Genomic DNA, 12,757 nt, shown 5'->3' on the forward strand with positions numbered 1-12,757 from the left:
TGCCCGTACTGCTTCGCGAGGTCATTTCCATGTCAGACGCTTTCGTCGTCGTGTCCGCTCTCTCCTTCGCCTGGCCGGATGACACTCCGGTCTTCGACGACCTGTCGTTCACCGTGCCCGGTGGCCGCACCGGGCTGGTCGCACCCAACGGGGCGGGCAAGAGCACGCTGCTCAAGCTCATCGCCGGTGAGCTGCGGCCGGTCTCCGGGACCGTCTCCACGCAAGGGATCCTCGGTTATCTGCCACAGTCGCTGCCGCTCACCGCCGAACTGGACGTGGCCGAGGTGCTCGGGATCGCTCCGCAACTCGCCGCCCTCAGCGCCATCGAGTCCGGCGACGCGAGCGAAGAGCACTTCACCACCATCGGCAACGACTGGGACATCGAAGAGCGCACCCGCGCCCAACTCGACCGGCTCGGCCTCGACGGTCTCGCACTGGACCGGAGCCTGCGCACGTTGAGCGGTGGGCAGATCATCTCCCTCGGCCTGGCCGCGCAGCTGCTGAAACGGCCCGACATCCTGCTGCTGGACGAACCGACCAACAACCTCGACCTCGACGCCCGCCGCAAGCTCTACGGGGTGCTCGAAGATTGGCCGGGCTGCCTGCTGCTGGTGAGCCACGACCGGGAACTGCTCGACCGGATGGACCGTATCGCCGAACTCGACCGCGGCGATCTCCGTTACCACGGCGGGAACTTCACCCAGTACGAAGCGGCGGTCAAGGCCGAGCAGGAGGTCGCCGAGCGCAACGTCCGCAGTGCCGAGCAAGAGGTCAAACGCGAGAAACGGGAAATGCAGCAAGCCCGCGAACGCGCCTCGCGACGCGCGGGCAACGCGGCGCGCAACCTCGGCAACGCGGGCCTGCCGAGAATTTTCGCCGGCACGATGAAACGCGACGCCCAGGAGTCCGCCGGAAAGGCGAACGAGACGCACGCCGCCAGGGTCAACGACGCGAAGAACCGGCTCGACGAGGCCGAACGCTCCCTTCGCGACGATCAGAAGATCGCGCTCATCCTGCCGGGTACCCACGTTCCGGCCGGTCGCACGATGTTCCACGGCGAGCGCATCCAAGTACGCTACGGCGGCCGGAACGTCTTCGCGGGCGACGGGGTCGACCTGACGATCCGCGGCCCCGAACGGATCGCGCTGACCGGCGGAAACGGCACCGGCAAGTCGACGCTCCTGCGGGTCCTCAACGGAGACCTCGCACCCGACGGCGGCGTGGTGAAACGAGCAGAGGGCCGGATCGCGTATCTCTCCCAGCGGCTGGACCTCCTGGACCTCGACCGGACCATCGCCGAGAACTTCGAGACCTTCGCCCCCGGCCTCCCCGAGTCGCAACGGATGACCCTGCTCGCCCGCTTCCTCTTCCGAGGCGCGCGGAGCCGGCTGCCCGTCGACGTGCTCTCCGGAGGCGAACGCCTGCGAGCCACCCTGGCCTGCGTGCTGTTCGCCGAACCCGCGCCTCAGCTGCTCCTGCTGGACGAGCCGACGAACAACCTCGACCTCGTCAGCGTCGGGCAACTGGAGAGCGCGCTGGGTGCGTATCAAGGGGCATTCGTGGTCGTGAGCCACGATGAGCGGTTCCTGACCGGGATCAAGGTGGACCGGCGGGTGCGGTTGACCGACGGGACACTGCTGGAGTCCTGAGGTTTCGCGTCCGGGTCGTGAGCGGCTTCGGTCACTCACGACCCGGGGGAACTTCGGCGCCGATGGTTTCATCGAGACCCACCAAGAAGCGGGCCAGTCCGCCGGCCATCCCCGGATCGACGAGCGCCACCCGCAGTTCTTTGGGAGTGTCAAGCCGGTAAGCGATTTCTCGCGCCGGGATGGCCGACACCGCTTCGGCGAGTTCGTGTCATCGTCCAGGACATGACGTCCGAGTGCACGAAATCAGGTGTTCGCCTCAGCCACGGTCGTGAAGGGTGATCCGGTAGCCATCGGGGTCGGCGAAGGTGAACGTCCGGCCGAAGGGCCCGTCGATCGGCGCGGAGACGATGGGGTGACCGTCGGCGACGAGCGCGTCGTGAATGGCCTGAACGTCGGTCGCGTGGAGCCAGATCGCCGCGCCGATACCGGGCTGCGCGACCGAGGCGAGGTCGGTGCCGGGAACGAGGTCGCGGAGCGCGAACGCGATCGGCTTCGTCTCGAAGACGACGGCGTGCGGAGGTCCGGCCGATGAGCGGACGAGGCCGAGGTACTGCTCGTAGAACGCCTGCGAAGCGGCGAGGTCACGCGTTTGCAGCGAGATGAAGTCTGGGCCGGTGGCGGGCAAGGTGATGCTCCTTTGGTTCATGTCAGCCTTCTGACATTGGCCACCGTATGTCAGTGTATTGACATGCGTCAAGACGAAGTCGGCTTGGACAAGCCGCTCGGCTACCTGCCGAAGGAGAAGTCGAGCGCGCTGCCATGAAGGAGGTGGCGCGGTCGCTCCGGGTGAGCGTGATGCACTACTCCCACCTCGCACTGTCGGCTCAGCGACCGGGCTTGCCGAGGTTCCGAGCGTCCGTGACGCGGCGGTCGATGAACGCTTTCGTTTCAGGCCCCGGAAAGGACCATGCGCCCAGGCCTGCGCGGCACACACCGCGCGTCCGACTGCGGCTTGAAAAGGCGACCGTAGCGATTCAGTCCACCGAGGTCAGAATGCCGACCAGTCCAACTGATCCTGTAACGCGAGATTCCCTTTGCAGGTGGGGCAGGACTTGCCTCCGGGCTTGTCGCGTCGAGTAAGCGTCAGACTCTTCCACAAAAGCCCACCCATCACCCTTCAGTGTTGTTTGCTCGATTTTGATGTCGCTCAAAATTACGAACGCCTGTTCGATTGTTTTGCGGTATTCTTGGGGGTGTCCGAGACTTTTCTTCCCGAGTTGCCGCAGGAGTTGTGGCGTGCCGGCAAGCTGGAGCTCGCCCAGGGTGTGCGGCGGTCCTTGCAGGTGATCAGGATGGCTACCGCCGGGTTGGGGCGGTATCCGGCGGAGATCGAGTCCCGTGGTGTCAAAGACCTGTACGGCTATGGCCGCACGGCGACCTGGTTCGCCGACCTGGCGGGATTGTCGGTCGGTGAGGCGCGGCCGGTGGTGAACCGGGCGATCGCCCTGAACCCGACCCGCGCCCTGGACGGCACGGAGGTTCCGGCCGTTGCCCCGGCGACCGCCGCGGTGGCCGCCGAAGGCATGGTCGCGGACGAACGGATCGAGCAGATCCTGGGATTCTTGGCGAAGCTTCCGGCCGGGACCTCGATGGAGGATCGGGCCAGTGCGGAGAAGATCCTCGCCGACCTCGCCCGCGACGCCGGACCCCGCCAGTTGGCGGACGCCGAAGCGAACCTCCTCGCGTGGCTGGACCCCGACGGCGGCGAACCCAAAGACCCCGAACCTGCTCAGCCGCGCCGGGAAATCACCCTGGAGCGTCGCAGGGACGGGATCTGGAAACTGACCGGTCTCCTCGACGACGAGACCGGGGCCCGCACCGCCGCCGCCCTGGAGGCCTACGCCCAACCACGCCCGGTGGACGAGTTCGGCCAAGCCGACCTACGCATGAAATGCGAACGCCTGGGCGATGCGTGGGCCGACCTCCTGGACCTGGCGATCGCCTGCCCCGACCAACCCGGCACCAACGGCTACCGCACCCTCGTCCACGTCACCATCGGACTCGACGACCTGAAAACCGGCCTCGGCACCGCCTGCCTCGACTACCTCGGGCAAATGACCGCCCGCGAAGCCCGCCTCACCGCCTGTGACTGCCTCAGGCTCCCCGTCGCCATGAACGCCGCCGGTGAACCCCTGGACGTCGGGCGGCTCAAAAGGTTCGTCACCCCCGGCCAGCGACGAGCACTCAACATCCGCGACGGCGGCTGCGCCTTCCCCGGCCGTCATCGGCGGCCGAAGAACTGCCACGCCCACCACATCCACCACTGGGCAGACGGCGGCCCCACCAACCTCCGCAACCTCGTACTACTCTGCGGCTTCCACCACCGGTTGATCCACCACGGCGACTGGCAAGTCCACATGGCCGCCGACGGATCACCGGAATTCACCCCACCCCAATACCGAGATCCACTCCGCAAACCCCGCCGCAACACCCTCCACCACGTCCGACCCCGAGGAACCCGCCCGCCACACCCGACGACGGGCCCCTCGCCATGCCCACAGGTCGAGCGCCCTCTTGACAGCAAATGGGCAGACCATCCCGACCCAAGAGCCGCACCACGGGTTCGCAGCATCGAAGGACTGCCGTGCCGACTTCGGCTGATCTCGTCGTAAGACGACTTCAGGCCTTTGATGCTCGGCTGGCGGCCACGAGCGTGTAAGGGGACTCCTCGTTTCATGCCGTGCTCTGCACCTACATCGAAGACGGCGACGAGATCGGCGGAATGGCAGCGGCTGCACGGCTGTGCAGCGTGCACGAGAAGCCACATCCATTACCGGCAAAGAAAAGGTCCCGCTTCCGCTCAGCGAAGGCTGGGGGTACCTGCGAGCAGAAGCGGGAGTTCGTGGCCGGTACGGTGGGCCGCCTCTCGGCGAAAAGCACGACACAGCTCCGGCCGAACCGGTATTCCATGAAGGCGAAAGGTGAGGCCCGGGGGCACCATCCGTACCGACACCCTTTACAACGCACCACCATCCCAAATGTTCCCCCCAACCAAGCCCCACCGATGTGACCCGCATCAACACACCAATGCCGCAAACACCGACAAAACAAAAAAACCCGCCCCCGCTCAGCGAAGGCCTGGGGGTCGCCTGCGAGCGGAAGCGGGAGCAAAGGCCGGTACGGTGGCCGCCTCTCGGCGAAAAGCACGACACAGCTCCGGCCGAACCGGTATTCCATGAAGGCGAAAGGTGAGGCCCGGGGGCACCATCCGTACCGACACTCTCTACAACGCCTTGCCCCGCGAAACGTTCCCGCCGGAACAGTGACGCGCGTCAACACACAAAAGCAGTAACGCTCAGCAGGGCGGCGGGACCTGGGCGACGAGTTCCTCGGGAGCGGACAGCCGCCAGGCCTCGTAGACCAACTCGGTCAGCTCGTCGGATTCGATGCCGTCGAGGTGGACCACGACCCAGCCGAATCCCCCGGCGGTGAACTGCACCTCGAAGACGTCGGGCCGTTCGGCCACGAGGGCTTCCTGTTCCGAAAGCGTCTGCTTGAGACCGACGGTCTGGGTCCGCGGCCAGTAGTACCCGAACCGCTTCCCGCGCACGCTGAACGACTCCCACTCCCGCGCGTCGGATCGCTCGACGTCTGCGAGCGCCTCCAGCATCCGGTGGAACTCGTCACTCGGCACACTCATCTCGACCCCAAACCCCAGGAACTTCGGCGCGCCCAGTCTAAACAGGCGAACCGGCCCATCGTCCTCAGCGGACGCGTGGAACGGCGGGCTTCCTGACGGTAGATTCGCTCGCGGGAGATCCACTCGAGCCGGGGAGCGGCGAAATGGACCGACTGGTCACGGCGGCGGAGCTGTTCGACGCCATCGGTTCCGCCTACGAGGACGTCTTCGGGCGAGCGCCGGCGGTCGACAGGGCGGTGCGGCACCTGCTGAAGGCGCTGCCGCCGTCGTCGAGGGTGCTCGACATCGGCAGCGGGACCGGCAAGCCGGTGGCCGAGGACCTGTCCTCGGCCGGACATCGGGTGACCGGGCTCGACGTGTCACAGGTGATGATCGCTCTCGCGCGTGAGCAGGTTCCCGCCGCCACCTTCGTCCACGCCGACGTGCGCGAGTGGACTTCACCGCCCGAGTCGTGGGAGGCGGTCTGCGCCTTCTTCCCGTTCCTGCAGATGCCGCGCGAGGACACCGAAGCCGTACTCGCCGACATCGCTCGCTGGCTGGTGCCAGGAGGACTTTTCGCGCTGGTCACCGTGCCGCGGGATGCCGAGAACGTGCCCGCGGAGTTCTTCGGCCGCACGTTCCTCGAGACCAGTTTCGCGCCGGACGATCTCGTCCGGCGGGTCGAGGCGACCGGGCTGGAGGTCACCGCCACCCATTCGGAGATCTTCACCGCGGACGAACCGGGGACACCGCCGGAGGAACACTTCCTGATCACTGCTCGCCGTCCGGAGTGAGCATGCCGGTCATCAGCGTGCTCACCCCGGTCCGCCCGCCGAGTCCGCCGTACTTGCCCGAGGCGCACGAATCCCTAGCCGCGCAGGAACTCCCGCCGGGCTGGAGCTGGGAACGACTGGTGCAGGAGGACGGCGAGGCCGGTCTGCTCGACGGCGTCCTTCCCGCCGACGAGCGAGTGCTGCCCGGCTCGGGTCGCCGGGGTCGCGCGGATGATGGCGTTGTCGCGCTCGCGCGGAGAGCTGATCAAGGCGCTCGACGCGGACGACCTGCCGGGTGCTCGACCACCTCCCGGACGGGACGACGGCGGGCGTCGAGAGCGACCCCGGCGAGGGGCCGATCGAAACGCGGCGCGATCCTCCGGTACCGGCAGCGCAACGGCTACGTGTCTTCGGTGGTGGCCGGGACGTTGTGCATCCGTCGCGACCTGCTACTGAACCTTGGCGGCTGGACGGCGCTGCTCGCGTCGGAGGACACCAGGTCCGCGGCGCACAACGAGGACGGCGAACGGCTCACGCGAAGAAACCTGATCGGGGAACGCGCCGAGGTCATGCCGGCACGTCGACGAGGTCGAGCAGCGCCTTCGCGCACAGATCCCGCGTCTGGTCCCGGGTCAGCCGCCGGTACTTGAGCCAGTCGAGGCAGACCGCGACGACGAAGGCCAGCCAGCCGCGGACGAGCACCCTCAGGGTCTCCGGCGGCTCGCCGTCCGGGCACAGGACCTCGAGGATCCGGCGCCCTTGTTCGGCGAAGTTGTTGTCCAGGACCTCACGGACGCCGTCGACCGCGATGGACGTGCCCGAGTGCAGTGCCCGGTAGCCGTCCTCGTTGGCTTCGACGTAGCGGAGGTACGCGTCGAGCCCGGCCGTCAACTGCTCCTCGACCGGCAGCGTCCGGTCGGACTCGGTCATCTCGAGCAGCCGTTCGCCCTCGGCCCGGATGACCTCGGTGACGAAGTCCCGTTTCGTCGGGAAGTAGTGGTAGAGCAGTCCTCGCGAGACCTCGGCGATGTCCGCGACCTGCTCGATCCACACGTCGTCGTACGGCCGCTCCGCGAACAGGCGGGCGCCGATCCGCAACAGCTGTTCCCGCCGCTCGGCGGTGCTCAGCCTGCTGCGGGGCTTTCCGGAAGCACTCGGCGCCATCCGGACATCGTAGCTACTTGACACGGGTTCAGTACCAGGCCACGCTCACTATTGGATGCCGATTCAACAGCGCTGACCCTGGAGGGGCTCGATGGCCGCCGCTCTCCCCCATCCCCCACGCCGGATCCCGCTGATCGGGGACGTACTCGGCGTGTCGCCGAAGACCCCGGTCCAGGATTCGATGCGGCACGCCGCCGAGCTGGATCCCGTCTTCGAGCGCAAGGTGTTCGGCCGCGGCATCGTGTTCGTCCACGGCGCCGGGATGGTCGCCGACCTCTCCGACGAGAAGCGGTTCGCGAAGCACGTCACGCCCGCGATCTCGAACCTGCGCCCGCTCGGCGGCGACGGGTTGTTCACCGCGCACAACGAAGAGCCGAACTGGCGGCGCGCGCACGAGATCCTCGCGCCCGCGTTCAGCCGCAACGCCATGCAGCACTACCACCCGACGATGCTGGCGATCACCCGCGAACTGCTCGACGCGTGGGACGGGGGCGGTGAGGTCGACGTCGCGGACGACATGACCAAGCTGACGCTGGAGACCATCGGCCGCACGGGTTTCGGTTACAGCTTCTCGTCGTTCGAACGCGCGGAACCGCATCCGTTCGTCGCCGCGATGGTCCGCACGCTACGGCACGCGCAACGGATGGCGCTCCAGCCGCCGGTCATCGGCCCGCTCCTCGGCCGCAAGGCGAATCGGCGCAACGAGGCCGATCTCGCGTTCCTCCACTCCGTCGTCGCCGAGGTCGTCGAGGCGCGCCGGGGCGACACGAGCACCGACGACCTGCTCGGGCTCATGCTGAACACCACGCAGCCGAGCACCGGCGCGGCGCTGGACGAGGACAACATCCGGCACCAGATCATCACCTTCCTCGTGGCCGGGCACGAAACCACGTCCGGCGCGCTGTCGTTCGCGCTGTACTACCTCACCAGGAATCCGGACGTCCTCGCCCGCGCACAGTCCGAAGTGGACAAGGTCTGGGGTGAGAACCCCGATCCCTCCTACGAGGAGGTCGCCAAGCTCCGCTACGTCCGGCGAGTGCTCGACGAGGCGTTGCGGCTGTGGCCGACGGCGCCCGCGTTCGCCCGTCAAGCCCAGGTGGACACCCTCGTCGGCGGCGAGTATCCGATGCGGAAGGGACAGTGGGCACTCGTCCTCATCCCGTCGCTGCACCGTGATCCCGTCTGGGGCGACGATCCCGAGTCGTTCGATCCGGACCGCTTCTCCCCGGAGCGCAACCGGGCCCGTCCCGCGCACGTCTACAAGCCGTTCGGCACCGGCGAGCGGGCCTGCATCGGACGGCAATTCGCCCTGCACGAGGCGACGCTGGTCCTCGGCATGCTGCTGAGCCGGTACGACCTGCGCGGTGACCCGTCCTACCGGTTGAAGGTGCAGGAACTGCTGACCCTGAAGCCGGAGGGTTTCAAGCTGAACGTCTCACTCCGTGACCGGGCGCCGGTGGCCACGACCGCCTGAAGTCTCGGCACCCCGCACCTGACGCCGCCGGTCACGCCGCCGCCCTGAAGACCTTGATCGCGCTGACGGAGGCTTTCACCCACCTCGCGGACCGGGCCGACCCGGTCGGCGACGAGGTCTGGAACGAGGCGGCTCGGCACTACGACGAAACGCGGCTTTCGAGCCTCTCCAGCGCCGCCATCGACACCTGGAACCGGCTCGGCGTCGCCACCCGGCAGATCGCCGTCACCGCCTGAGCGGTCTACCTGGCCTGCCGTAGTTCCACACAGCACTCGGCCGCACCGGGAACGAGGGCCGCTTCCACGTTCCCGGCGCGCACGCCGTTCAGGAAGCCGGCAAGGAAAGCCTGATTGATCCCGCAGACGAGCTCCGGGGCCTCTGCTGCCAAGGACTGGAACGGACAGTTCCGCAGCCGGACGCAGGTCGTGCTGTCACGGCTCGGCTCGAAGCCGTAGCGACGCAGCATCCCTTCGGCCACCGTGAGCGCGCGTTCGACGCCGAGCCTGCCGGGCCGGGTCCGCGCGCGTTCCTCCTCGCCCGCCACGAAACCGCGTTCCCCCGCGACCCGTCGTACGGCGTCCCGCGCGGTCTCGCCGGATCCGTCGGCGAGCACGGCTTCGGCGAGGATGCCGGCCAGGAGCTCGTGCCGCCGGGCGGGAAGCTGCACCTGGATGGTCTCCCCGACGGGTTCGTAGACCTTGGGCCTCCGCCCCACTTTCGGCACCGGGCCCGCCGCGAAGCCGAATTTGAGCAGGCCCGCCACCACGAGCTTGTCGAGATGGAAGGCGGCGAGCTTGCGGGAGATGCCGACCGCGGCCGCCGCCTCGTCCCGCGTGACGGGACGCCGCGCGCGCCGGGCATAGGCGTACATACCGCGGCGGAGGTCGTCGTCGAGTGCCGCCACCGCAGCGATGGCTGGAGCATCGAGGCCGTCCGGGTCGGGCACTGTCACGTCCACCACGGTATCGCCTATCCCAACCGGCGGAACAACTTTCACCGCGGATCTACCATGTAGAATGAGCCGGCGGGTGGTAAAACACCCAAAAGTCTTGGTTGAATACAACTTGGTCGAATACTGGGGATCGCGGTCAGCCTAGGAGGCCTCATGTCCACTCCCGCCTTGCGTGTCGTGCACGAAACCGGGCCGGGGCCGGACCTGGCGGCCGCCGAGGCCGCGGCCACCGATTTCCTCACCGCACTGGGTATTTCCTTGGACTCCGAGAGTCTCCGCGGCACCCCGGGCCGGATGGCGCGCGCGTACGCCGAGCTGTTCACCCCGCGGTCGTTCGACCTCACCACCTTCCCCAACGACGAGAACTACGACGAACTCGTCCTCGCCAGGGGAATCCCGGTCCGATCCGTCTGCGAGCACCATCTGCTGCCGTTCGTCGGGGTCGCGCACGTCGGTTACCTGCCGGGCGAACGGATTCTCGGCCTGTCGAAACTGGCCAGGATCGTCGAGCATTTCGCCTGCCGTCCACAGGTCCAGGAACGGCTCACGAAACAGGTCGCGGACTGGCTCGACGAGCAACTCGAGCCGCGTGGTGTCGGTGTGGTCATCGAGGCGGAGCACTCGTGCATGACCCTTCGCGGCGTGCAGGCCGTCGGTTCGAGCACCGTCACCTCCACTCTCCTCGGCACGCTGCGCGAAGACGCCCGTTCGCGTCAGGAGTTCTTCGCGCTCACCAGGATCAACGGCTGACGGTGGGCTCTTACGCGTAGACCGCGGAGACGACCCAGTACGGCTCCGTCAGCCCGACTTCGACGCCACCGCGCCGACGTAGCGATCGGTGACGCAGCGGAGGCGGGGTTTCACTCACAGCCGAGCGGCGGCCCTCTGGACTGCTTTCCCGTTCGGCCTTGGGAGGGGACCACGAATGGTGCTGGTGCGCGACGTCAATCCGTCGATCCTGCTGATGAACAGGGCGCCGGGCGCGAAACCGGGACCCTACCTGCCCAGGGACATCGACCAGCCGCTCATGGCGGCACTGCTCGACGTGCCGTTCACTCTCGTCACCTACGAAATCAACGCGGGTGCGAGGCGGTCGGCGTTGCAAGCCCTGACCTCGACCTATTCCGGAACGGAGCTGATCGTCGAACCGGAGATCGACGAAATCGTGACGGACGGGTACGACGGCCCGGCGATCATCTGGCTCGACCGGAAGCTGCCGGAAACCCTCGTCCGCGCCCCCGCCGCGGTGGCCGATTGGCTGGAGAAGGATTCCCGGCGGCGAACTGGACGCCGAGTCCGACAGGCTCGAGAAGGCCGTCACCGAACTCGCGCCCGGACTGGATCTCGTGTCGTTCGCCGAGTCCCGGGTCGCGGACTACGTCGAACATCTGGGCGTGGTCTCGTTGCTGCGCAAAGATTTCGAGACGTTCGCGACGATGCTCGCCGAGGTACCCCACGGTTCGGGGAAGATCGAACGGACCGTGCTCTACATCGACGACCTCGACCGCTGCCCGCCCAAGGTCGTCGTGCAGGTGCTGGAGGCCATTCATCTCCTGCTGGCGCTGCCGGTGTTCGTCGTCGTGGTGGGCGTCGACTCCCGCTGGCTCAAGAAGGCCGTCGAGCAGCACTACGAGGAGATGCTCGGCGACGATCCGGAAACCTTCGCCGAGAGCTACCTCGAGAAGATCTTCCAAGTGCCGTTCACGTTGTCCCCCATGGACGATCCAGCGTTCGCGGGGCTCGTGCGCGGGCTCGCCGACACCGAGGTCCAGGTTGCCTCGCCGTCGCCCACGCCCGCCGGACCGGATCGGGCCACCGGTGACCGCTCTCCGGCCGGGGCCGATTCCCCTCCTTGTGCGGAAGCACCGCGACCGTCGTCCGAACAGTCCACAATAGACCTAAGACCTCCTCGGCTGGTGATCTCCACGGCGGAACTGGACTTCCTGCCGACGCTGGCGTCGCTCGTCCGGTCCCCGCGGGCCGCGAAAAGGCTCCTGAACCTGTACCGCCTGCTGCGGGCCCGGTTCGCCGGGGAGGATCTGGCGGAATTCCTCTCCGACGGCGACCGTGAGGCACCGTTTCGCGCGGTGCTGGTCCTGCTCGCGATCCACGTCGGGCATCCGGAGGCCGTCTCGTGGTTCGCGAACCTCGACGGCACGGGCCCCGAGGACAGCGCCCTCGAAATCGTCCGGTCCGTGAACGACCACGAACTGCGGCCGAAGCTCGAACGCGGCCTGGCCGTCGGTTCCTGGCCGACGCTGGCCGCGTCCTATCAACTCTGGCTGCCGCTGGTGAACCGGTTCTCGTTCGCCCGCGACGACTGATCCCGCGAGCGCTCGATGTCGGGTCCCCGGTAGAGCCGCTCGGGAATTTCGGCGAGGGTCGACGGGTGAACCTGCGGGCCGAGTCCGTAGAACTTCTGGAAGCTCATGATCAGCGGCCGCCAGCGCTCGGGGTCGATCCGGTCTTCGGTGCCCGGCATCCGCACGTCGTCGTGGACGTGGACGCGCTGCACGCGGACTTCGAACACGAGGACGCCACCGCGTTGTTCCGGGTCGTCCTCGGCGAGGGGATGGACGGCCTCGACGACGGCCTCCATCGTCACCGGGCATTCCGCGACGCGCGGCGGCCGGACCGTCTCCGAGGTGACCGGGGTGAGCCCGGCGCGGGCGAACTTCTCCGGTTCGTACCGGTATCCGCGTTCGTGCTTGCGGGCCGGGACGGGATCCGAGCCGGTGGTCAGCGCCAACCTGTCGACGGCGGCCGCCAGCGCGTCGGACGGGAGATTCAGCACACATTCACGGTTGCGCAGGAGATTCTGCGCCGTCTTGGCTTTCGCGCCCAATCCGAGCATGCCGCGCCATCCGAGCCAGAACGCGGACGACATCGGGGCCAGATTCGGGACACCAGCCTGGTCGACCGTCGAGAGGAGCACCACGGGGGTGCCGAAGTAGAGGATTCCGGGCTCGATCCGGGTGTGCGCGGCCTCGGCCGCCGACGAGGTAACTGTCACGTTCGTCAGCTTCGCCGTCTCGTGCGCTCGAGGCTGGCATGAATCGGACGTCGCGATCAACACCGACGGCGGACGGCCCGGCGCCCCCACAGCACTTACCCTTTCCGGAATGG

General features: G+C 67.7%; 12 protein-coding genes and 1 pseudogene. 7 read left to right on the forward strand and 6 right to left on the reverse strand.

Annotated features, from left to right (window positions below):
* Positions 1–29: 29 nt before the first annotated feature.
* Positions 30–1,649 carry a ribosomal protection-like ABC-F family protein gene (gene abc-f, locus P3102_RS21030; protein ID WP_276361071.1) on the forward strand — a complete coding sequence of 540 codons (1,620 nt, stop codon included), beginning with the start codon at positions 30–32 and terminating at the stop codon, positions 1,647–1,649.
* Positions 1,650–1,905: 256 nt separating this feature from the next.
* On the opposite strand, the gene P3102_RS21035 is transcribed toward abc-f, so the two are convergent.
* On the reverse strand, positions 1,906–2,274 hold the full coding sequence (locus tag P3102_RS21035; RefSeq protein WP_276371275.1) for a VOC family protein: 369 nt from the start codon (positions 2,272–2,274) through the stop codon (positions 1,906–1,908).
* 568 nt (positions 2,275–2,842) lie between these two features.
* Between P3102_RS21035 and P3102_RS21040 the strand changes: the two are divergent.
* Positions 2,843–4,093: pseudogene (locus P3102_RS21040) on the forward strand (DUF222 domain-containing protein); the annotation flags it as partial.
* Positions 4,094–4,944: 851 nt separating this feature from the next.
* Here P3102_RS21040 and P3102_RS21045 read toward each other — a convergent pair.
* Positions 4,945–5,289 carry an MmcQ/YjbR family DNA-binding protein gene (locus P3102_RS21045; protein ID WP_276361072.1) on the reverse strand — a complete coding sequence of 115 codons (345 nt, stop codon included), beginning with the start codon at positions 5,287–5,289 and terminating at the stop codon, positions 4,945–4,947.
* Positions 5,290–5,432: 143 nt separating this feature from the next.
* Here P3102_RS21045 and P3102_RS21050 point away from each other — a divergent pair, with 143 nt between their 5' ends.
* Positions 5,433–6,062: a class I SAM-dependent methyltransferase gene (locus tag P3102_RS21050; RefSeq protein WP_276361074.1), complete on the forward strand. Its 630-nt coding sequence runs from the start codon at positions 5,433–5,435 to the stop codon at positions 6,060–6,062.
* Positions 6,063–6,136: 74 nt separating this feature from the next.
* On the opposite strand, the gene P3102_RS21055 is transcribed toward P3102_RS21050, so the two are convergent.
* Together P3102_RS21055 and P3102_RS21060 are read right to left on the reverse strand one after the other, a co-directional pair.
* The gene (locus P3102_RS21055) at positions 6,137–6,310 is read right to left on the reverse strand and encodes a hypothetical protein (protein ID WP_276361075.1); all 174 of its coding nucleotides are present in this window, start codon (positions 6,308–6,310) and stop codon (positions 6,137–6,139) included.
* A 298-nt stretch (positions 6,311–6,608) separates the two neighbouring features.
* Complete coding sequence (locus P3102_RS21060; protein WP_276361076.1) at positions 6,609–7,205, reverse strand: TetR/AcrR family transcriptional regulator; 597 nt, start codon at positions 7,203–7,205, stop codon at positions 6,609–6,611.
* Between the two features lie 91 nt (positions 7,206–7,296).
* Here P3102_RS21060 and P3102_RS21065 point away from each other — a divergent pair, with 91 nt between their 5' ends.
* Positions 7,297–8,679, forward strand: coding sequence for a cytochrome P450 (locus P3102_RS21065; protein ID WP_276361077.1), 1,383 nt, complete (start codon positions 7,297–7,299; stop codon positions 8,677–8,679).
* Positions 8,680–8,732: 53 nt separating this feature from the next.
* Positions 8,733–8,915: a hypothetical protein gene (locus P3102_RS21070; protein WP_276361079.1), complete on the forward strand. Its 183-nt coding sequence runs from the start codon at positions 8,733–8,735 to the stop codon at positions 8,913–8,915.
* A 5-nt stretch (positions 8,916–8,920) separates the two neighbouring features.
* On the opposite strand, the gene P3102_RS21075 is transcribed toward P3102_RS21070, so the two are convergent.
* A complete protein-coding gene (locus P3102_RS21075) occupies positions 8,921–9,637 on the reverse strand; it encodes a transcriptional regulator (RefSeq protein WP_276371279.1) in 717 nt (238 codons plus the stop codon).
* A gap of 147 nt (positions 9,638–9,784) precedes the next feature.
* On the opposite strand from P3102_RS21075, the gene folE reads away from it, so the two are divergent.
* On the forward strand, positions 9,785–10,381 hold the full coding sequence (gene folE, locus P3102_RS21080) for a GTP cyclohydrolase I FolE (protein ID WP_276361080.1): 597 nt from the start codon (positions 9,785–9,787) through the stop codon (positions 10,379–10,381).
* 596 nt (positions 10,382–10,977) lie between these two features.
* Positions 10,978–11,955, forward strand: a complete 978-nt coding sequence (locus P3102_RS21085) for a P-loop NTPase fold protein (RefSeq protein ID WP_276361082.1) — start codon at positions 10,978–10,980, stop codon at positions 11,953–11,955.
* Here the strand turns inward: P3102_RS21085 and P3102_RS21090 are convergent.
* The gene (locus P3102_RS21090) at positions 11,904–12,569 is read right to left on the reverse strand and encodes a flavin reductase family protein (RefSeq protein WP_346660198.1); all 666 of its coding nucleotides are present in this window, start codon (positions 12,567–12,569) and stop codon (positions 11,904–11,906) included. The genes P3102_RS21085 and P3102_RS21090 overlap by 52 nt on opposite strands.
* Positions 12,570–12,757: the final 188 nt, after the last annotated feature.

This window comes from Amycolatopsis sp. QT-25 (assembly GCF_029369745.1).
Lineage (GTDB): Bacteria > Actinomycetota > Actinomycetes > Mycobacteriales > Pseudonocardiaceae > Amycolatopsis.

Excerpts from the sequence above, each read along its gene's own strand:
- abc-f (WP_276361071.1), top strand. The coding sequence starts at position 30 with ATGTCAGACGCTTTCGTCGTCGTGTCCGCTCTCTCCTTCGCCTGGCCG.
- P3102_RS21045 (WP_276361072.1), bottom strand. The coding sequence starts at position 5,289 with ATGAGTGTGCCGAGTGACGAGTTCCACCGGATGCTGGAGGCGCTCGCA.
- P3102_RS21050 (WP_276361074.1), top strand. The coding sequence starts at position 5,433 with ATGGACCGACTGGTCACGGCGGCGGAGCTGTTCGACGCCATCGGTTCC.
- P3102_RS21060 (WP_276361076.1), bottom strand. The coding sequence starts at position 7,205 with ATGGCGCCGAGTGCTTCCGGAAAGCCCCGCAGCAGGCTGAGCACCGCC.
- P3102_RS21065 (WP_276361077.1), top strand. The coding sequence starts at position 7,297 with ATGGCCGCCGCTCTCCCCCATCCCCCACGCCGGATCCCGCTGATCGGG.
- folE (WP_276361080.1), top strand. The coding sequence starts at position 9,785 with ATGTCCACTCCCGCCTTGCGTGTCGTGCACGAAACCGGGCCGGGGCCG.